This is a genomic window from Arthrobacter sulfonylureivorans, from assembly GCF_047607445.1.
GTDB classification, from domain to species: domain Bacteria; phylum Actinomycetota; class Actinomycetes; order Actinomycetales; family Micrococcaceae; genus Crystallibacter; species Crystallibacter sulfonylureivorans_A.
In genome coordinates, this window is sequence record NZ_JBLKRT010000013.1 from 41,654 (window position 1) to 60,708 (window position 19,055).

General features: G+C 67.3%; 20 protein-coding genes. 2 read left to right on the forward strand and 18 right to left on the reverse strand.

What is annotated here, in order from left to right; translation table 11 throughout:
• Positions 1-2 precede the first annotated feature (2 nt).
• From miaB to ACMX2H_RS08230, 5 genes are all read right to left on the reverse strand, one after another.
• Positions 3-1,523, reverse strand: a complete 1,521-nt coding sequence (gene miaB, locus ACMX2H_RS08210; RefSeq protein WP_414960025.1) for a tRNA (N6-isopentenyl adenosine(37)-C2)-methylthiotransferase MiaB — start codon at positions 1,521-1,523, stop codon at positions 3-5.
• Between the two features lie 54 nt (positions 1,524-1,577).
• The gene (locus tag ACMX2H_RS08215) at positions 1,578-2,243 is read right to left on the reverse strand and encodes an aggregation-promoting factor C-terminal-like domain-containing protein (RefSeq protein WP_414960026.1); all 666 of its coding nucleotides are present in this window, start codon (positions 2,241-2,243) and stop codon (positions 1,578-1,580) included.
• A gap of 320 nt (positions 2,244-2,563) precedes the next feature.
• Entirely contained in the window at positions 2,564-3,121 is a 558-nt protein-coding gene (locus ACMX2H_RS08220) for a regulatory protein RecX (RefSeq protein WP_414960027.1), read from the reverse strand.
• Entirely contained in the window at positions 3,122-4,174 is a 1,053-nt protein-coding gene (recA, locus tag ACMX2H_RS08225) for a recombinase RecA (protein WP_136784099.1), read from the reverse strand.
• Positions 4,175-4,367: 193 nt separating this feature from the next.
• Positions 4,368-4,589 carry a DUF3046 domain-containing protein gene (locus ACMX2H_RS08230; protein ID WP_414960028.1) on the reverse strand — a complete coding sequence of 74 codons (222 nt, stop codon included), beginning with the start codon at positions 4,587-4,589 and terminating at the stop codon, positions 4,368-4,370.
• A 132-nt stretch (positions 4,590-4,721) separates the two neighbouring features.
• Between ACMX2H_RS08230 and ACMX2H_RS08235 the strand changes: the two genes are divergently transcribed.
• Positions 4,722-5,204, forward strand: a complete 483-nt coding sequence (locus tag ACMX2H_RS08235) for a MarR family winged helix-turn-helix transcriptional regulator (protein WP_414960029.1) — start codon at positions 4,722-4,724, stop codon at positions 5,202-5,204.
• Between the two features lie 85 nt (positions 5,205-5,289).
• On the opposite strand, the gene ACMX2H_RS08240 is transcribed toward ACMX2H_RS08235, so the two are convergent.
• The 7 genes from ACMX2H_RS08240 to ACMX2H_RS08270 form a co-directional block, all read right to left on the reverse strand.
• The gene (locus ACMX2H_RS08240) at positions 5,290-5,727 is read right to left on the reverse strand and encodes a helix-turn-helix domain-containing protein (RefSeq protein WP_136784102.1); all 438 of its coding nucleotides are present in this window, start codon (positions 5,725-5,727) and stop codon (positions 5,290-5,292) included.
• Between the two features lie 129 nt (positions 5,728-5,856).
• A complete protein-coding gene (locus tag ACMX2H_RS08245; protein WP_414960030.1) occupies positions 5,857-6,354 on the reverse strand; it encodes a CinA family protein in 498 nt (165 codons plus the stop codon).
• On the reverse strand, positions 6,351-6,956 hold the full coding sequence (pgsA, locus tag ACMX2H_RS08250; protein ID WP_414960031.1) for a CDP-diacylglycerol--glycerol-3-phosphate 3-phosphatidyltransferase: 606 nt from the start codon (positions 6,954-6,956) through the stop codon (positions 6,351-6,353). The genes ACMX2H_RS08245 and pgsA overlap by 4 nt, the downstream gene beginning before the upstream one ends.
• Before the next feature lie 210 nt (positions 6,957-7,166).
• Entirely contained in the window at positions 7,167-10,022 is a 2,856-nt protein-coding gene (locus tag ACMX2H_RS08255; RefSeq protein ID WP_414960032.1) for an FtsK/SpoIIIE family DNA translocase, read from the reverse strand.
• 73 nt (positions 10,023-10,095) lie between these two features.
• Positions 10,096-11,787 carry a ribonuclease J gene (locus ACMX2H_RS08260; RefSeq protein WP_414960033.1) on the reverse strand — a complete coding sequence of 564 codons (1,692 nt, stop codon included), beginning with the start codon at positions 11,785-11,787 and terminating at the stop codon, positions 10,096-10,098.
• Positions 11,784-12,707, reverse strand: a complete 924-nt coding sequence (gene dapA / locus ACMX2H_RS08265; RefSeq protein ID WP_414960034.1) for a 4-hydroxy-tetrahydrodipicolinate synthase — start codon at positions 12,705-12,707, stop codon at positions 11,784-11,786. The genes ACMX2H_RS08260 and dapA overlap by 4 nt, the downstream gene beginning before the upstream one ends.
• A gap of 179 nt (positions 12,708-12,886) precedes the next feature.
• The gene (locus ACMX2H_RS08270; RefSeq protein WP_414960035.1) at positions 12,887-13,690 is read right to left on the reverse strand and encodes an alpha/beta fold hydrolase; all 804 of its coding nucleotides are present in this window, start codon (positions 13,688-13,690) and stop codon (positions 12,887-12,889) included.
• Positions 13,691-13,806: 116 nt separating this feature from the next.
• Between ACMX2H_RS08270 and ACMX2H_RS08275 the strand changes: the two genes are divergently transcribed.
• A complete protein-coding gene (locus ACMX2H_RS08275; protein ID WP_414960036.1) occupies positions 13,807-14,991 on the forward strand; it encodes a heparan-alpha-glucosaminide N-acetyltransferase domain-containing protein in 1,185 nt (394 codons plus the stop codon).
• A 54-nt stretch (positions 14,992-15,045) separates the two neighbouring features.
• On the opposite strand, the gene ACMX2H_RS08280 is transcribed toward ACMX2H_RS08275, so the two are convergent.
• From ACMX2H_RS08280 to ACMX2H_RS08305, 6 genes are read right to left on the reverse strand one after another with little or no spacing between them, the layout of a single operon-like run.
• Positions 15,046-15,552, reverse strand: coding sequence for a tetratricopeptide repeat protein (locus ACMX2H_RS08280; RefSeq protein WP_414960037.1), 507 nt, complete (start codon positions 15,550-15,552; stop codon positions 15,046-15,048).
• Positions 15,549-16,304, reverse strand: a complete 756-nt coding sequence (dapB, locus tag ACMX2H_RS08285; protein ID WP_414960038.1) for a 4-hydroxy-tetrahydrodipicolinate reductase — start codon at positions 16,302-16,304, stop codon at positions 15,549-15,551. Before dapB ends, ACMX2H_RS08280 begins: the two co-directional genes overlap by 4 nt.
• A gap of 16 nt (positions 16,305-16,320) precedes the next feature.
• Positions 16,321-16,749 carry a molybdenum cofactor biosynthesis protein MoaE gene (locus ACMX2H_RS08290; RefSeq protein WP_414960039.1) on the reverse strand — a complete coding sequence of 143 codons (429 nt, stop codon included), beginning with the start codon at positions 16,747-16,749 and terminating at the stop codon, positions 16,321-16,323.
• Positions 16,746-17,279, reverse strand: coding sequence for a MogA/MoaB family molybdenum cofactor biosynthesis protein (locus tag ACMX2H_RS08295; protein WP_414960040.1), 534 nt, complete (start codon positions 17,277-17,279; stop codon positions 16,746-16,748). The genes ACMX2H_RS08290 and ACMX2H_RS08295 overlap by 4 nt, the downstream gene beginning before the upstream one ends.
• Positions 17,276-17,752, reverse strand: coding sequence for a cyclic pyranopterin monophosphate synthase MoaC (gene moaC / locus ACMX2H_RS08300; RefSeq protein ID WP_414960041.1), 477 nt, complete (start codon positions 17,750-17,752; stop codon positions 17,276-17,278). Before moaC ends, ACMX2H_RS08295 begins: the two co-directional genes overlap by 4 nt.
• On the reverse strand, positions 17,749-18,960 hold the full coding sequence (locus ACMX2H_RS08305; RefSeq protein ID WP_414960042.1) for a molybdopterin molybdotransferase MoeA: 1,212 nt from the start codon (positions 18,958-18,960) through the stop codon (positions 17,749-17,751). The genes moaC and ACMX2H_RS08305 overlap by 4 nt, the downstream gene beginning before the upstream one ends.
• Positions 18,961-19,055: the final 95 nt, after the last annotated feature.

The following is a 19,055-nucleotide window of genomic DNA, read 5'->3' on the forward strand; positions in this document are numbered from 1 at the left end:
GCTCAGGCGGGCCGGACCGGCAGCGCGGGCATGCCCAGCGACACCTGGGCGGGTTTGCTGCCCGGGGTCGCGGGCACTCCGCAGGAGTCAGCCTGGGAACGGTCCCAGGCATCCCCGGCGCGTGAGCGGCGCAGTTGGTAGTCCGATGCGGACGCCGGATCGGCGATCAGGTGGAAGGGCGCAGCTTCGGTGACCGTCACCGTCACCAGGTCACCGGGTCGAGGTGCCTGCGCGCCGTCGGGTACGGAGAAGTGCACCAGCCGCTGGTCGCGGGCCCGGCCGGAGAGCCGGTGCGTCTCCCCTGCTTTGCGCCCTTGCTGCGCGGTCACCATGACCTCCACCCGGCTGCCCAGCTGCTTGGCGTTTTCTTCCGCGGCAATCCTGTCCTGCAAGGCGATCAGGCGCTCGTAGCGTTCTTGCACGACGGACTTGGGCAGCTGGTCCGGCAACTCTGCGGCCGGGGTTCCGGGCCGCTTGGAGTACTGGAACGTGAAGGCGCTGGCGAAGCGGGCCTGTTCCACCACCGCCAGCGTTGCCTGGAAGTCCTCCTCGGTCTCCCCGGGAAAACCGACAATGATGTCCGTAGAAATGGCCGCATGCGGAATCCGTTCGCGGACCTTGTCCAAGATGCCCAGGAACTTCTTGGACCGGTAGGACCGGCGCATGTCCTTCAGGACCTTGTCCGATCCGGATTGCAGCGGCATGTGCAGCTGCGGCATGGCATTGGGCGTCTCGGCCATGGCGTCAATAACGTCGTCGGTGAACGCTGCCGGGTGCGGGCTGGTGAACCGTACTCTTTCCAGGCCCTCAATGCTGCCGCAGGCGCGCAGCAACTTCGCGAAGGCTCCGCGGTCACCGAACTCCACCCCGTAGGAGTTCACGTTCTGTCCCAGCAGCGTGACTTCGATGGCCCCGTCGTCGACCAGTGCCTGGACCTCGGCCAGAATCTCGCCCGGCCGGCGGTCGCGTTCCTTGCCGCGCAGCGAGGGCACAATGCAGAACGTGCAGGTGTTGTTGCAGCCTACGGAGATGGAGACCCAACCGGAGTACACGGCGTCCCGTTTGGTGGGCAGCGTCGAGGGAAACACGTCGAGCGATTCCAGGATTTCCAGCTGTGCTTCGTTGTTGTGACGCGCGCGCTCCAACAACGCCGGAAGCGACCCCACGTTGTGGGTGCCGAACACCACGTCCACCCAGGGCGCCTTTTTGAGGATCGTCTCGCGGTCCTTCTGGGCCAGGCAGCCGCCGACGGCGATCTGCATCCCGGGATGGCGTTCCTTGACCGGGGCCAGTTGGCCCAGGTTGCCGTACAACTTGTTGTCCGCGTTCTCCCGCACCGCACACGTATTGAACACCACGACGTCAGCCTGGCCGGCTTGCGCTTCGACCATCCCGGCGGCTTCGAGGAGCCCGGCAAGGCGCTCGGAATCGTGCACGTTCATCTGGCAGCCGAACGTCCGCACCTGGTAGGTGCGCGCTTCCGGCTGCTTCTCGATGGCGGGGGCGGGGACAGTCAAACTCACCTTACAAGGGTACGGCCTGCGGCCGGGCGGGCCACAATCTGCAGCCGCCCGGGATCAGTACCAGTTGTTGGCCAGATGGAAATTCAAGGCCGAGCACGGGGAGCCATAGCGGGACTCGATGTAGCCCAGCCCCCAGTCGACCTGGGTCTGGAAGTTCGTCTGCCAGTCAGTGCCGGCGGCGGCCATCTTGTTACCGGGCAGGGCCTGCGGAATGCCGTACGCCCCGCTGGATGGATTTGTGGCGTCCAGGCTCCATTCCGATTCCTTGTGCCAGAGCGTTTCCAGGCAGCCGAGTTCTCCGGCACCCCAGCCGAAGGATGCCAGCGCGCCTTCAGCATAGGCCTTGGCAGCGGCCGGATCGTTCCGCGACGCCTGCGCCTGAGCAGCAGCCTTCTCTTCGGCAGCCTTCGCCTCGGCAGCCTTTTGGGCAGCACGTTTCTTCGCCGCCTCCGCAGCGGCACGTTTTTCGCTCGCCTTTTTCTCCGCTGCAGCCTTCGCTGCAGCGGCCTTCTGCTCGGCTGCTTTCTTGGCGGCGGCCTTCTTTGCGGCTGCCTTCTGAGCCGCGGCTTCTTGGCGCGCTTCGTCCGCTTCCGCGGCCTTCTTCGCGGCAGCCTCCGCTGCTGCTGCTTCAGCTGCTTGCTGCTGAGCATCCACTGTCCGGCCCCCGGCGGGCTCGACCAGGCCCACTAATTCGAGCACCGGAGATGTGATCGATCCCACGGCTTCAGAGGCACTATGTCCATTCCGAACCGCGCTGGCGGCTCCTGTTGCACCCACCGCGGCAAGGGAACAAAGTGTTAGGCCTGCGGCGATCCTGAGGCGGCGCTGCCTGCGGCTGCGCCTGCGCTGCTGGGTTTTCTGACGACGTTCATTCTGCGGTGCACTCACAGTCGCACTACGGTAACGGCCGAATCTGGGAAAAGTCTCAAAACGATAACAACGGCGACGGCGGCCCAATTCGAGGAGAGCAGCGTTACCGAGTCAGGCCTCCGGCGTGACGGCGGGACCAAGCCAAGCCGCCGGAGAGCAGCGTTGCCGAGTCAGGCCTCGGGAGTAGCGGCCGCGTCGAGTTCCTCATCGGCGACCCGGAACGCGAGCGAGGCAGAATAGCCCTTCCGGGCCAGCATGGAGACCAACCGACGCAGGTGCTTGTCCCTTTCCGACCGCTCGTGCAGTTGCCAACCGGGACGGATCTTGCGGCGAACCAGGCTGCGGGCCGCTTCAACCTCGTCGTCCGCCGACAGTTGCTCCAGCGCCTCCTCGGCCAGATCACCGACGATCCCCTTGTCGGCAAGCTCCCGCTTGAGTGCTGCCCGGGCCAAGGAACGGGTCTGGGACCGGCTGCGCACCCACATTCTGGCGAACTCGGCGTCGTCAATGAGGTTGACCTCTTCAAACCGCTCGAGCACGGCCTCGGCGACGTCGTCCGGGACGTCGCGCTCAGCCAGCTTCGCAGCCAGCTGGGCGCGACTCTTCGGGGACTGGGTCAGCGCGCGCAGCACAATAGCGCGCGCCACTGCGTGAGGATCCGCGTCCGGCCCCAGGTCCGCCGGGCTGCCCGGCGTCGGGCCGGCGCCCTGTCCGTTCCTGGACGCCATTTAGAATCCGTCGACGGCCTTGAGCTTCGGCTCGCCCTCTTCCCCGTTGTCCGGGACTGCGTCGATGCCGAGCTTCTGGCGGATCTTGCGCTCCAGCTCATCGGCCAGGTCCGGGTTGTCGATCAGGAACTTGCGGGCGTTTTCCTTGCCTTGGCCGAGCTGGTCCCCGTCATACGTGAACCAGGCGCCCGACTTCTTGACGAGTGAATGCTCCACTCCCATGTCGATCAGGCCACCCTCGCGGGAAATACCGTGGCCATACAGAATGTCGAATTCTGCCTGCTTGAACGGCGGCGCCATCTTGTTCTTGACGATCTTGGCGCGCGTCCGGTTGCCCACCGGGTTGGCTCCGTCCTTCAACGTCTCAATGCGGCGCACGTCGATGCGCACCGAGGCGTAGAACTTCAGCGCCTTACCGCCGGTGGTGGTCTCCGGGCTGCCGAAGAACACACCGATCTTTTCGCGCAGCTGGTTGATGAAAATGGCCGTGGTCTTCGACTGGTTGAGGCGGCCGGTGATCTTTCGCAGGGCCTGGCTCATCAGGCGCGCCTGGAGGCCAACGTGGCTGTCGCCCATTTCGCCTTCGATTTCGGCACGCGGCACGAGGGCTGCGACGGAGTCGATCACGATGATGTCGAGGGAGCCGGAGCCGATCAACATGTCCATGATTTCCAGTGCCTGCTCGCCGGTATCCGGCTGCGACACCAGCAGGGCGTCAGTGTCCACGCCCAGCTTCTTGGCATATTCCGGGTCCAGTGCGTGCTCGGCGTCGATGAAGGCTGCGATTCCGCCGTTGCGCTGGGCGCTGGCGACGGCATGCAGCGCCACAGTGGTCTTACCCGAAGATTCCGGGCCGTAAATCTCGACGACGCGGCCACGCGGCAGGCCGCCGATGCCCAAGGCAGCATCCAAGGAGATCGAACTGGTGGAGATCGTTTCGATGGGGGCGCGGGTGTCGTCGCCGAGCCGCATCACCGAGCCCTTACCGAACTGCTTGTCGATCTGCGCCAGCGCAGCTTCCAGTGCCTTCTCGCGGTCAGCTGGTGCGGCCATTGTTCACCTCAGTCTCTTGCGGCCCTCGGGCCTTGTCTGTCTTGACTCTTCCGACCGTAACGTCCGGCTCGGACAAAATCGGATCGGCAGCGGGGCGTGTGGATAATCCGGCCTCTCGGCGGTCTGTGTAGAAGCTTAGCGGGATCCGAACACACTTTCGAACATATCGGTAATTCCTGCCGGGCGTGTCCGCTCAGCGACGCGGCTCGCGGTCCTTACCCCAGCGCCGCTCCTGCGGAACATCCTGGATATCGCAGACCGCGAGCCACACCGATTTCGGGGGAATTCCCGCGGCCAACGCTTCCGTAGCGGTCCTGCCGCCGAGTTGTCCCAGTACCAAATCCGCGGCCAGGACGTGTGAATAGGCAGAACCGAATTCGTCGTCCATCAACCGCCAGAAGTCACTGATTCGCACGGGTACATCTTCTCACGTGTCTGCCTGGCCCGAGCGGCCGGAAGCAAGATTCCCTAGCAGTTGCCGCCGGCGGCCTGCGACGCGTCGCGCAAGATTCTCTGCGCGGGCACCAGCGCTCATTAGAATAAGGCCATGACAGACCATGCCCCGGACAGCGCAGATGCAGGGTTCGATTCGGCGATCGAAGCTCTAGAGCGGCAGTTGAGCTTGCTCTGGCGCCGGGCCAGGGCAAACTCCCACCGGGTGGCACGAAGCGTGCACCCGGACATGGAGCCGGCCGCCTACGGACTCCTGCTGATCCTTCAGCGGGAGCGTTCCTTGCGGCTTACGGAATTGGCCGCCGCCATCGGCGTCGGCAAACCGTCGGTCAGCCGCCAGATTGCCATGCTCGAGCAACTGGGGTTGGTGGGCAAGCAGGCGGATCCACTGGACGGGCGTGCGCAGTCAATCACCCTGACTCCCGCTGGGTTGGAGAAACTGGCCGAGGCCCAGGCGGCCCGCAAAATCGCCTTTCACGAGCGCCTGGGCGATTGGTCCGTCGAAGATTTATCGACACTGGGACATCTACTGGACCGGCTGAACGCTTCCTACGCCAATGAGCCGCCCATCCACTAGACCGCAGGATCCGGCCGAGCGCCGGGCACGAAGAAACGGGCCGGTTCCGCCGCTGTGGCGGAACCGGCCCGTTGGGGTCTGGTGGTCAGTAACGGGCAGAAGCCAAACCGCGGAGATCCTCGGGCAGCTCGTCCGGAATGTCGCCGACGAACTCACGCGAGAGTTCCTGCGGGACGGTATCGGGAATGACCACGCCCTCGGCTTCTGCGACCCGGTCGCTCACTTCCCGCAGCATGTGCGACAGGGGGACGTCCAGGGCCGAGCAAATCGAGGACAACAGTTCAGACGATGCTTCCTTCTGGCCGCGCTCGACTTCGCTCAGGTAGCCAAGGGAAACGCGGGCGCTGTGCGACACTTCGCGCAGGGTTCGTCCCTGCCGCTGCCGGACATCACGGAGGACATCGCCAATTTCGTGTCGCAACACTACCATTTTGCGCTCCTTCTGCTCCCTGCGGGGTTCTTCGGCCAATCCCACATCACGCCAACGGACAACACCGTTTACGGACACGGGCTGCTTTACCATCTGTATCGCCTTGCTCCCTCTTAAGCTGGGCGGCATCCGCCGCTGTTTTCAAGCCTAGGCCAACAACCTAACATCTGCTGACACCCTTGATAACTACTGGATCAATATTTTTGTTCCCCGGACTTAAATCTACGATCCGGACAAAATCGCCGCCTCATCGTCGACCGCCCGGCCCAGTTCTATGATGGCGGCTTCGTTGGCCTGCTGCCGGATACTGGCCCGGTCGCCGGCGAAGTGGTACTCACTGGCCCAGGTTCCGCGCGGGCCGGCTATGCCGATCCACACGGTCCCCACGTCCCGGCCGCCGTGCGGTTCCGGTCCGGCAACCCCGGTGGTGGACACCGCAATGTCCGCCTGCAGGACGCGTCTGGCGCCCTCGGCCATCTGGCAGGCCACGGCTTCGGTGACCGCACCCTCGCGCGCCAACAGATCTGCATCGACGCCGAGCACCGCTGCCTTGACCTGGCTCTGGTAGGACACAATGCCGCCTTGCAGCGTGCCCGACGCTCCGGGAATCGTGGCCAGTTCGGCCGCTACCATTCCGGCAGTCAACGATTCGGCAGTGGCCACCGTAAGTTTCCGTGCGATGGCTGCGGCGACGACGGCCGCGGCCTGGCTGGTGCTCATCGCTGGCCCTCGGTCCCCGCAAGCGAAGCGCGGCGCAGCTGCATGGCTTTCACCACGTAGTCGACGCCGGTGACCACGGTGACGACGACGGCAAGCATCATGACGGCGAAGGCCACCCAGACGGCCCAGGTGCCCAGCCAGGATTCCAGCGGCAGCAGGTAGAGGAAGATCGCCAGCGTCTGGAGCACGGTCTTCAGCTTGCCGCCGCGTGAGGCCGGCATGACCCCGTAGCGGATCACCACGAAACGCAGCAGGGTGATGCCCAGCTCCCGGACCAAGATGACGATGGTGATCCACCACGGCAGGTCTCCCAATACCGACAGCAGGATCAAGGCCGAACCAATCAGCAGCTTGTCGGCGATCGGATCGGCGATCTTGCCGAAGTTGGTGATCAGGCCACGACTGCGGGCCAGATCGCCATCGAGCTTGTCCGTGTAAATCGCGACGGCGAACACCAACACCGCCAACCAACGGAACGCTCCCCCAGCGCCGTTGTCTGCCAGCAGGAACCAGATGAAAAACGGAACCAGCAGGATCCGCACCGTGGTGAGGACGTTGGCGATGTTGAGGAGGGGCACAGGCCGGGACACTGAATCAGTCACGAGTTCAAGGCTACCGGTAGCGGGTCTCCACGCGGGCCTGGCGGCCCTTGGTCGACCACCGGAGGGCGGGCCTGGCGGCCCTTGGTCGGACCACCGGAGGGCGGGCCTGGCGGCCCTTGGTCGGACCACCGGAGGGCGGGCCTGGCGACCCTTGGTCGACCACCGGAGGGCGGGCCTGGCGGCCCTTGGTCGACCACCGGAGGGCGGACGTCATCTCCCGGTCAGGTTCCAGGCGTCCTCGGATCCGGAATCGTCCTCGTCGTCGTAGTAGTCCACCGCCTGCGGCCGGGAGTCGAGGTCCTCGGCGACCAGGTCGCGCGGGCCGTCAAACCCGTGGTTGACGTTGGCATTGTCCGCCAGCGCCTCGGTCATCGCATCCGCGGTCCCGGTCTCCCCGGGGGCAGCTGGCGCCGGCTCGTCGCCCCGGATCGCGGCCAGTGTGGCGGCGAGGTCGTCCGGCTTGACCAGCACGTCGCGTGCCTTGGAGCCTTCGGACGGACCCACTACTCCCCTGGATTCCAGCAGGTCCATCAGCCGGCCGGCCTTGGCAAACCCGACGCGCAGTTTGCGCTGCAGCATCGAGGTGGAACCGAACTGGGTGGTGACCACCAGTTCGGTCGCCTGCAGCAGCACGTCCAGATCATCGCCGATGTCGTCGTCGATCTGCTTCTTCGGCGCCTCAACGGCCACGTCGTCGCGGTAGACCGCCTGCAACTGGCCCTTGACGTGTTCAACGACCTTGTGGATTTCCGACTCGGAAACCCACGCGCCCTGCACACGCATCGGCTTGCTGGCCCCCATCGGCAGGAACAACGCGTCGCCCTGGCCGATCAGCTTCTCCGCGCCGGGCTGGTCCAGCACCACGCGTGAGTCGGTCACCGAGGAGGTGGCGAAGGCCATCCGCGACGGGACGTTGGCCTTGATCAGGCCGGTGACCACATCCACCGAGGGCCGCTGGGTGGCCAGCACCAGGTGGATACCGGCGGCGCGGGCCAACTGGGTGATGCGGACAATCGAGTCTTCGACGTCCCGGGGGGCGACCATCATCAGGTCCGCGAGCTCATCGACGATCACCAGCAGATACGGGTACGGTTTGACCACGCGTTTGGAGCCCGCCGGCGGGACCACCTTGCCGTTGCGCACGGCCTTGTTGAAATCGTCGATGTGCTTGAAACCGAAGTTGGCCAGGTCGTCGTAGCGCGTGTCCATCTCGCGGACCACCCACTGCAGCGCCTCCGCCGCCTTCTTCGGGTTGGTGATGATTGGTGTGATCAGGTGCGGCACGCCCTCATAGGCGGTCAATTCCACCCGTTTGGGGTCCACCATGACCATCCGCACCTCGTCCGGCGTCGACCGCATCAGGATGGAGGTGATCATCGAGTTTACGAACGAGGATTTGCCCGCACCGGTGGCGCCGGCGACGAGCATGTGCGGCATCTTGGCCAGGTTGGCCAGCACGAAGCCGCCCTCCACGTCCTTGCCCACGCCCATCACCATCGGGTGGTCGGTCTTGCGGGCATTGTTCGAGCGCAGCACGTCGCCCAGGGACACCGTCTCGCGGTCGGTATTGGGGATCTCGATGCCGATGGCCGACTTGCCCGGAATCGGTGACAGGATGCGGACGTCGGAGCTGGCCACAGCGTAGGAAATGTTCTTGGACAGCGCCGTGACGCGCTCCACCTTGGTCCCCGGCGAGAGCTCGATCTCGTACCGCGTCACGGTCGGGCCGCGGGAGAACCCGGTCACCTTCGCATCGACCTTGAACTGGTCCAGCGTCTCGGTCAGGGCATTGACGACGGCGTCGTTCGCCTCCGAGCGCTCCTTCGACGGCGGTCCGGGTGGCAGGAAATCGGACGGCGGCAGCGTGTACGCGACGTCGCCGGCCAGCTGCAGCTGCTCGGTGCGCTGCGGGATCGGGGTGGTCGGCGGCTGCGGCTGCACCGGGTTGGACGGCACAGTGGGTGCGGCGGATGCCGGCGGGGCGGAGGGCAGTACCGGCAGCGCTTCGGTGGCATCTTCGGGGACCAGCCCCTGGTCCCGCTTGATCTTCTCGACGGCGAGTTCTGCCTGCGTCGGCCGGCGCACTCCCGGCGGCACGGCCGGTGCCGATTCCTCTGCGGGGGCCGGATCCTCCGGCTCCTTGTCCTCGATGACGGCGGTTTCGAAAGCTTCGTCGAAGTAGAATCCCTCATCCTCGGCGGCAGCTTCTTCGTCCTTGCGCTTGCCGAAGAGCTTACGGCGCGGTTTGCGCTCCTTGACCGGGGCCTCGTCCGCGTAGAGGTAGCTCTGGTCGTGCGCATCGCCCGGCTGGTACGGCGCTGCCTCAGCGGACGGGTCCTGGCCCATCAGCCGCTCGTAGAGCATGCGCAGGCGCATGGGGATATGGCGGAAAGGCGTGGCCGTGATGATCAGGATGCTGGTGAAGGCCAGCAGACCGTAGACCGCCACCGGCAGCCAGAGGCTGACGGCGGCCAGCGGGGCGGCGAGCAGGAAGCCGGCCATCCCGCCGGCTGCCCACAGCGCGTCGAAGCCATCAGCCAGGGCGGGCTGGCCACCTATCACGTGGGCGAGCCCGGAGCCCGATGCAAGGGCCAGGACCAGGCCAATCGAGATGCGGCTGTTGGCCGGAGAGTCCTCCGGGTGGCGCATCAGGCGCACGGCCATGATCAGCAGCAGCACCGGCAGCACCAGTGCCATCCAGCCGAACGTTCCGCCGGCCACGGCATGCACCACGTCTCCGAACCATCCGTCCAGGGCCCACCACTCCACGGTGGCCACGCAGGCGGCCAGGAGCAGCAGGAAGAAACCGGTGCCGTCGCGGCGCAGTTCATGGTCCGGCCGCACATCGGGTCCCAGTTTCCGTACGCCGGCTGCCACCGGACGGGCCAGGCTCATCCACAGTCCGTGGACCATCCGCGCCAGCAGCGGCAGCTGCTCCTCCGGGGGCTTCACATCGAGCACTTTGGTCTTGCTGGAACGCCCCGATGAGGAGCGCGCAGCAGTGCCTGTACCCTTACCGCGCGACTGCTGGGTGCCTTTTCGGGCAGGGGAAGTACGAGTCGCCATAATCGCAAGGTTACCGGCTGAAGCCGCCCATCCCCGGGATTTCGCCCGCGGGGCCGACTGCGCCGGACCGGGGTCAGGCCTCCAGGACCACCGGGACGATCATGGGCCGGCGGCGGTGCCGCTTGTTCACCCACGTGCCGATCACCCGGCGCACCACTTGCTGCAGCTGGTACGTCGTGTGGTCCTTGTTGTTGACCACTGCCTCTTCGAGCGCGCTGATGATCTTCGGCTTGATGTCATCGAAGACCGAATCATCCTCGGCGAACCCGCGGGCATGGATTTCCGGCCCGGAGACAATCTGGCCGGTGCTGCGGTTGACTACCGTGATCACCGAGATGAACCCCTCCTCGCCCAGGATGCGGCGGTCCTTGAGGTCGGCGTCGGTGATCTCGCCAATGCTCGATCCGTCCACGTACACGTAGCCGCATTCAATCTGGCCGACAATCCGCGCGGTGCCGTCCTTCAGGTCGATAACCGACCCGTCGTCCGCCAGCAACACGTTGTCCGCCGGCACGCCGGTCTGTTCAGCCAGCCTGCCATTGGCAATCAGGTGGCGGGTCTCGCCGTGCACCGGCAGGGCATTCTTGGGCCGCAGGATGTTGTAGCAGTACAGCAGCTCGCCGGCGGCCGCGTGCCCGGACACGTGGACTTTGGCATTGCCCTTGTGGATGACCTCGGCGCCGAGCTTCAACAGGCCGTTAATCACCCGGAAGACGGCGTTTTCGTTGCCCGGAATCAGCGACGACGCCAGGATTACCGTGTCCCCCTTGCCGACCTGGATCCGGTGGTCCCCATTGGCCATCCGGGACAATGCGGCCATCGGCTCGCCCTGCGACCCGGTGGACATCAGCACGATCCGGTCGTCCGGGAAGTCCTCCACGTTCTTCAGGTCCACCAGGATGCCCTCGGGAACCTTCAGGAAGCCGAGCTTGGCGGCAATGCCCATGTTCCGCACCATGGACCGCCCGACGAAGGCCACATGCCGGCCGTGGGCGGCAGCGGCGTCGAGCACCTGCTGGACGCGGTGAATGTGGGAGGAAAACGAGGCGACGATGATGCGCTTCTGCACCTGACCGAAGAGGCGCTCCAGCACCGGCCCGATTTCCTTCTCCGCGGTGGTGAAGCCAGGAATGTCGGCGTTGGTGGAGTCGGACATGAACAGGTCCACGCCCTCCTCACCGAGACGGGCGAAGGCCCGCAGGTCGGTGATCCGGCCGTCCAGCGGCAACTGGTCCATCTTGAAGTCGCCGGTGTGCAGCACCGTGCCGGCGGACGTCCGCAGGAAGACCGCCAGCGCGTCCGGGATCGAGTGGTTGACCGCCACGAATTCGCACTCGAACGGCCCGAACTGCTCGATTTGGCCTTCGGCGACGGTGAGCGTGTAGGGCGTGATCCGGTGTTCGGCCAGCTTGGCCTCGACCAGAGCCAGGGTCAGCTGCGACCCGATCAGCGGAATGTCCTGCCGCATCCGCAACAGATACGGGACGGCGCCGATGTGGTCCTCGTGCCCATGGGTGAGCACTACGCCAACGACGTCGTCGAGCCGGTCCTCAATGTAGGAAAAGTCCGGCAGGATCAGATCCACCCCCGGCTGGTACTCTTCCGGGAACAGCACGCCGCAGTCGACCACCAGCAGCTTCGAGTCGATTTCGAAGACCGCCATATTGCGGCCGATCTCCCCGAGCCCACCGAGCGGAACAATCCGGAGCGTGCCCGGTTCAAGGCTGGGCGGGGTGCGCAGTTGGGTCAGCGTCGACTCGCTCATCGGGCGTTCAGGGCGTCCAGCGACCAGCCGGCCTCGGCCAGGTCGGCGCGGACGGGCGCGAGTTCGGCCTCCGACGGTTCCACCAGCGGCAGCCGGACCACCGAGTTGGGCAGCACACCCTGCCACTTCAGGACCTGCTTGGCGGCGACTGCGCCCTGCACATGGGTCATCACGGCCCGGATGACCGGGTCCAGTTCGAAATGGAGCCGGCGTGCGGTGGCGAAGTCCCCCGCCAGCGCCGCATCGACCAGTTCGCGGAACTGCCGGGTGGCCACATGCGCGGTCACGCTCACCACGCCGACCGCGCCGGCCGCCATCAGCGGCAGGGTCAGTCCGTCGTCGCCGGAGTAGACATCCAGGTCGGTGTTGGCCAGGACGCGGGTGGTCTCGCCGTAGTCCGCCTTCGCATCCTTAAGGGCCATGATCAGCGGGTGCTCTGCCAGCCGGATCAGGGTGTCCGTCGCGATCGAGATGCCGGCGCGGCCGGGGATGTCGTAGACCATGACCGGCAGCCCGATGGCGGACGCAATGGTTTCAATGTGGGCCTGGACGCCTGCCTGGCTCGGCTTGTTGTAATACGGGGCAGTGATCAGCAGCCCGTCCACGCCGACAGCGGCAGCGCGCCGGGACAAGTTGATGGAGTGGCGCGTGTCGTTGGTGGTGGACCCGGCAATGACCTTGGCCCGGCCGCCGACTGCCTCTACGACCGTGCGGAACATCGCTTCGTTCTCGTCGTCGGTCAGCGTGGATGTTTCACCGGTGGTGCCGGTGACGACGAGTCCGTCGCAGCCATCCTGTACCAGCTTGTCGGCTAATTCGGCGGCCTTGAGGTAGTCCACCTCACCCTCCTCGGTGAAGGGGGTAACCATCGCGGTGACCAGGGTGCCGAAGGGATACTCACGAACGTCAGACTCAGCCATAGGGAAAACGTTACCGTGTCCTGCGGCGGTCTGAGGCCAGGGCGTAACGGCGGCGCCACAGAGTGGTCCGCCATGGGCGGAGGCGCCGGGCTGCAGATCGCGGGTGTCATGGGCCCGGGCCTCGCGGGCGCCGTGGGCCCGGCCGCGCGGGCGCCATAGGCCCGGCCAGGGCGGGCGGCTCAGCGGGGTGAGTGGACCCGGTCCAGGAAACCGGTTAACAAGGCGGTCACGTCTTCCTGGGCGGAGAGGCATCCGGCGTGGTCCAAACCGGGCAGTTCGGCAAAGTGTCCGTCCGGCAACAATGCGGCGGCCTGGCGCGATTCCTCCGCCCGCGGATGGTCCTTGCTGCCGGCGATCAGCAGCACCGGAAGCTGGATCTGCTGGACGTCGCGAGGATCCAGGCCGGGCAACTCCTCGCCGGCGCGGAAGTAGGCCGCCAGCGCTGCCGGGTCGTTGGCCAGGAACGCCTGCCGGGTGGCCGGATCGACCGGCACCGTGCGTCGATCGTTCCAGCGGCGAATGAACTCCTCCATGCCGCCCGCTTCCAGCGCTTCCAGATAGTCGGGAAAGAAGAGCTTGCCGACCTGTCCGGCCAGGCGCCGGTGGGTCCCGCCGAGCGTGGTGAGCGACCGCAGGCGATGCCCCCGGGATACCGCCATCGCGAGCCCGACCCGTGCGCCGAAGGAGTAGCCGAAGTAGTGCACGCTCTGCAGCCCGCAGGCGTCCAGCACCGCTTCGACGTCGCCGATAAAGCGCTCCATCGTGTAAGCGTCATCGTTATGCGGTTTGTCACTGCGGCCGTGACCGCGCATGTCCAGCGAGACCACCCGGTACCGCGGCTTAAGGGCGCGCTGGTAGCCCAGCCCCCGCCAGGCGGCCTTTGACAATGCTGTTCCGTGCACCAACAGCAGCGGTTCGCCGGTGCCGGTGTCCTCGTACGCCAGCCGGACGCCGTCGTCCTCGTTGACAGCGAATCCCATCATGGCCGCTCCCTGGCCGCCGGAGAACAGTTTGCGAAGGTGTCCATTCCTTCACGGTATCGCGTGCCGGCCGCGAATTTTCCCACCCGATCTCCGGCCGGCTGTGAGAATATCGGTGCATGCCCTCTGCCCCCACCGGCCACCGGATTGCCGGGATCGACGCCGCCCGCGGCATCGCCCTGCTGGGCATGATGGCTACCCACATCTTCGCGCCGTGGACTGCCGGGACGGATCCGGAGCCGAATTTCGTCGGCCTGGTGCTGTCCGGCCGGTCGTCGGCGCTGTTCGCGGTCCTGGCCGGCGTAGGGCTGGCCCTGCTGACCGGCGGCAGCCGCGGCCATCAGGGCGGCAGCCTGGCAGCGGACCGTGGCGGCATTGCGGTGCGCGCCCTGCTGATCGCGACGGTCGGCATGATGCTGGGCCTGCTGGAAGTGAACATTGCGGTGATCCTGGTCCACTATGCCGTGCTGTTCCTGTGTGCACTGCCGTTCCTCCAGCTGCGCCGCCGGGTGCTGGCGCTGTGGGCCGCCGGGTGGATCGTCCTCTCCCCGGTGCTGGCCCATGTGCTGCGGCCCGTGGCGGAAGCGGCCGTGGAGCCGGCCGAGCTGGGCCACAATCCGATGGTCTACGACTTGATGACACCGGCGACGCTGCTCAGCGACGTTTTCCTGACCGGCTACTACCCGGTGGTGCAGTGGCTGGGCTACCTGCTCGCCGGGTTGCTGATCGGCCGGATGGAACTGCAGCGCACCGGAGTTCAGCTGGGGCTGCTGGCCGTGGGCGCGGTGCTGGCGGTGGCAGCCAAGACCGGCTCCTGGCTGGTCATGGACCGGTTGGGCGGTTATGCCGAAGTAGCGGCCACCGAGCCGGCGCAACGGGCTGACTTCGATCTGGTGTACCAAGTGAACATGAGCTGGGTCGAGCAGCGCGGCTCCTGGTGGTGGCTGGGCGGCGCGTCGCCGCACTCAGGGACGAGCTTCGACCTGCTGCACACGGTGGGCACCTCGGCCGTGGTCCTGGCGGTGTGCCTGCTGCTGACCTCGCGGGTGCCGTGGCTGCTGCTGCCGCTCTCCGGCGCGGGCGCCATGACTCTGTCGCTCTACTCCGCCCATGTCTGGGTGATGAGCACGCTGCCCCCGGATGCCCCGGACCTGCCGGTATACCTCTGGCAGGCCCTCGCAGCGATCACCATCGGGATGGTCTTCCACGCGCTGGGCTGGCGCGGACCGTTCGAACTGGTGATATCCACGGCGTCCCGGCTCACCCGGGATGCGCTCAGGCCGACCGGCAGCCGCTCCCGCTGAGCGGTCCGAGCGGCGGGTTACCGCTCAGGAGCGGCCAGAGCGGCGGGCTACCGCTCAGGAGCGGCTGAGTCCGATCGCGTGGCGCATCGACTCGCGGGCGCGTTTGCGGTCGCCGGCCGCGTCGTAGGCGCAGGAGAGCCGGAACCAGCTGCGCCAGTCGTCCGGTGCAGCCTCGGCCTCGGCCTTGTACTTGAGGAACTCCTGGTCGGCTGCTTCGCGGACAATCCGGCCGCCGGGCGTGCGCGGCAGGTTGTCCACCGGCAGGCCGCCTTCGGCTTCCAGCGTGCGGGCCAGCTTGGCCATCCGCGAACCGAACAGCAGCTCCCGGCTCAGCGCCCAGGCCCCGATCACGGGCAGGATCACCAGGGCCACGCCCAGTCCCTTGGCCACGAGGTCCGGTTCGTTGAGCATCAGCCAGGCCCGCTGCAAGGTGGCGACCAGGTAGCCCACCAGCAGGACGATGATCACACCGACCCAGATTTTGGCCCCGTGCCGGGTGTACCAGCCGACGCTGTTGCTGCCGTTGTCGGGCCCGCCGGCCGTGCGTTCGGTGTTGCTCATGAAAGTTCCAAGTACCCGTCCAGTCCGTAGGTCAGCCCGGGACGCCCTGTGACGGTCCGGACGCCCAGCAGCACGCCGGGCATAAAAGAGGCGCGGTCGAACGAGTCGTGCCGGATCGTAAGCTGTTCGCCCGGCCCGCCGAGCAGCACTTCTTGGTGCGCCACCAGGCCGCGCAGCCGCACACTGTGCACCCGCACGCCGTCTACTTCCGCGCCGCGGGCCCCGTCCAGCGCCTTGGTGGTGGCGTCCGGGCCGGCGGGAACACCGGCGGTGTCGCGGGCGGCTGCCACCAGCTGCGCGGTGCGGATGGCGGTGCCGGAGGGGGCGTCCACCTTGTCCGGGTGGTGCAGTTCGATGATTTCCACCGATTCGAAGTACTTGGCCGCCGTTGCCGCGAACGAGGACGCGAGCACCGAACCGAGCGCGAAGTTCGGCGCAATCAGGACCCCGGCTCCGGGGTGCTGTTCCAGCAGCTCGGCCAGCGAGGCGCGCTTGGCTTCGTCCCAGCCGGTGGTGCCGACCACTGCATGCATGCCGTGGTCGACGGCGAACCGGACGTTGGCCTCGGTGTTCTCCGGTGTGGTCAGATCCACCACCACCTGGGCTCCGGCGGAGACCAGTTCTTCGAGGGAGTCGCCGCGCTTCAACGCGGCCACCAGTTCCAGGTCAGGGGCGGCTTCAACAGCCTTGACGGCCTCGCTCCCCATCCGTCCGCCGGCGCCCAGCACGGCCACCGCAAGTTGCTCAGTCATGCCCTCCAGCGTATCGCTACTGGCCGATGCCGACCCATTCGGTGCGGCCGTCGGCGAAGTGCTGTTCCTTCCAGACCGGCACCTCTTCCTTGATCCGATCCACCAGCTCGGAGCAGGCGGCAAAGGCAGCTGCCCGGTGCGCCGATGCCACGGCGGCCACCAAGGCAGGGTCGCCGATGGCCAGCGGGCCGGTGCGGTGCGCCACCCAGATCCGGACGCCGTCGTGCTCCGCGGCAATCCGGCCGGCGACCTCGGCGATCACGCGTTGGGCGCTGGGGTGGGCCGAGTAGGACAGCGCCGCCACGGCCTGCCCGCCGTCGTGGTTGCGGACCACGCCGCTGAAGCTGACCACGGCGCCGCATTCGGCCGAGTCCACCGCGGCAGTCGCCTCGGCGGCGTCGATCGCTTCGCCGGTCACCGCCGCATACAACACCGTGCTGGTCATGGTTGTCCTTCCGTCCGCTGGGTCCTTCCAGTATCCCCCGGCCCCGGGTGGCCGGCGTCGGTCTGTCCTTCCAGCTGGGCGCAAATGTGGCCGATCAGCGGGTCCAGTGCGGCCAAGCCGTCGCGCACTCCGCCGGGAGATCCGGGCAGATTGACCACAAAGGTGGATCCGGCGGTACCGGCCACTCCCCTGCTCAGCGCCGCCAGCGGCGTCTTGGTGCGTCCGTAGGCACGGATGGCTTCCATCACGCCCGGCAGTTCACGTTCCAGCACGACGGCGGTGATCTCCGGGGTGCGGTCGTCGGCAGCAAGTCCTGTTCCACCGCTGGTGACGATGACGCGGGGCCCCGCGGCCAGCATGGTCCGCAGCGCCCGGCGGACGGGCTCGCCGTCGGCGACGATCTGCGGGACTCCGGCGGCCAGGCCGTGGCCGGCCAGCCATTCGGAGATCAACGGCGCGCATTCGTCCTCGTAAGCTCCGGCCGCGGCGCGGGTGGAGGCGATGATGATGCCGGCGGTCCTGGTGCTCACAGGACCCAGTCCCCGCTCTTGCCTCCGGATTTGGCCAGCACCTTGATGTCGGAGATCACCGCGTGCCTGTCCACCGCCTTGACCATGTCATACAGGCTGAGCGCCGCCACCGAGGCGGCCGTCAGAGCCTCCATTTCGACGCCGGTGACGGAACGGGTCTTGACCGTGGCTTCGATCCGCACCGAGTCCGCAGCCGGGAAGAAGTCGACCGTCACCTTGCTGATCGGCAGCGGGTGGCACAGCGGGATCAGCTGCGGGGTCTGCTTGGCCGCCATGATGCCGGCCACCCGGCTGACGGCCAGCGCATCGCCCTTCGGCAGCGAGCCGGCGGCCAACAGGTCCACCACGTCAGGGCGGGTGGAGAGCACGGCCTGCGCGGTGGCCTGCCGGGTGGTTTCGTCCTTGCCGCTGACATCGACCATGTGTGCGGTGCCGTCTTCGCGGACGTGGGTCAGTCGTTCTGCTTCGCTCATAGCAGCCATATTTCCACGTCTTCGCCGGCTTCCGCGTGCCCGGTTCCCACCGGCAGGTGGACGAGGGCGTTGGATTGCGCCATCGCGTGCACCAGATGGGATTCGGCACCGCCCACCAGCCGTACCCGGCCGCCGTCGTAATGGCCGCGCCGCACCTGGTGCTTGGCCTCGGGTGAATCGGCGGCGTCCGCCAGCGGAACGCACAGCGCGGTGCGCGGCGCTGGAGTGCCCAGGGCGGCGGTCAGCGCCGGGCGCAGGAACATCTCGAAGGAAACCAGGCAGCTGACCGGGTTGCCCGGGAAGCCCAGGAACACTGCTTCGCCGATCCGGCCTGCGCCCTGCGGGCCGCCCGGCTGCATGGCCACCGGGCCGAAGGCAACGCCTTCGGGCTCGAGCGCCAACCGGACCACTTCAAAGGCGCCCTTGGAGATGCCGCCGGAGGTCAACACTAGATCCGCCCGCTGGCGGCGCAGTTCGGCGTCGAGCAGGCGGCGGAACTCCGGCGCGGCGTCGGCCAGGATCCGGCTCTCCACCACCTCGCAGCCGGCTTCCCGGAGCGAGGCCGCCAACATGGTGTTGTTGGCGTCGAAAATCTGTCCGGCGTCCAACTGTCCGCCGGCGGCCACCACCTCGTCCCCGGTACTCAGCAGCAGGACGCGCAGCCGCGGCCTCACGGCGGCCGAGGCCAGGCCCAGGGCCGCCAGCAGTCCCAGCTGCGGCGCCTTGAGCACTGTTCCGGCGGCCAGTGCAAGGCTGCCGGCGGCAATGTCGCTGCCGACGGCGCGGATAAACCGCCCGGCCGGCGTTTCCGGGAGCCTGACCGTCTGTCCGTCGTCCTCGGCCAGGAACCTGTCCGGCACCGCTTCCTCGATCGGCACGACGGCGTCCGCCCCCTCGGGCAGCATGGCCCCGGTCATGATCGGTGCGGCCGACCCCGGGGCAAGCGCCGGGGCGGCGTATCCGGCGGGAATCGTCGCGGCCACCGGGAGCTCCGCCCCACCGGACGTTTCCGCGCTGCGGACCGCGTAGCCGTCCATCTGCGAGTTGGCGAACGGCGGCAGGCTCATCGGGGCCACCACGTCGGCGGCCAGCACGCGCCCATACGCCGCCTCGAGCGCCACCGTCTCGCTGCCGGCCAGGCTGGCACGTGCCGCGAACCGGAGCAGTTCCTCCACGTCGGCACGGTGTTCGGCAACGCTCTTAACCACGGGCCCTCCTTGGTGAGCGAACGGGACCGGCGCCGCGCGTGCGCCTGGACCGGTCCGCCGCGGTACTTGGTCTGCTGTCATCCTAGGGGACACCA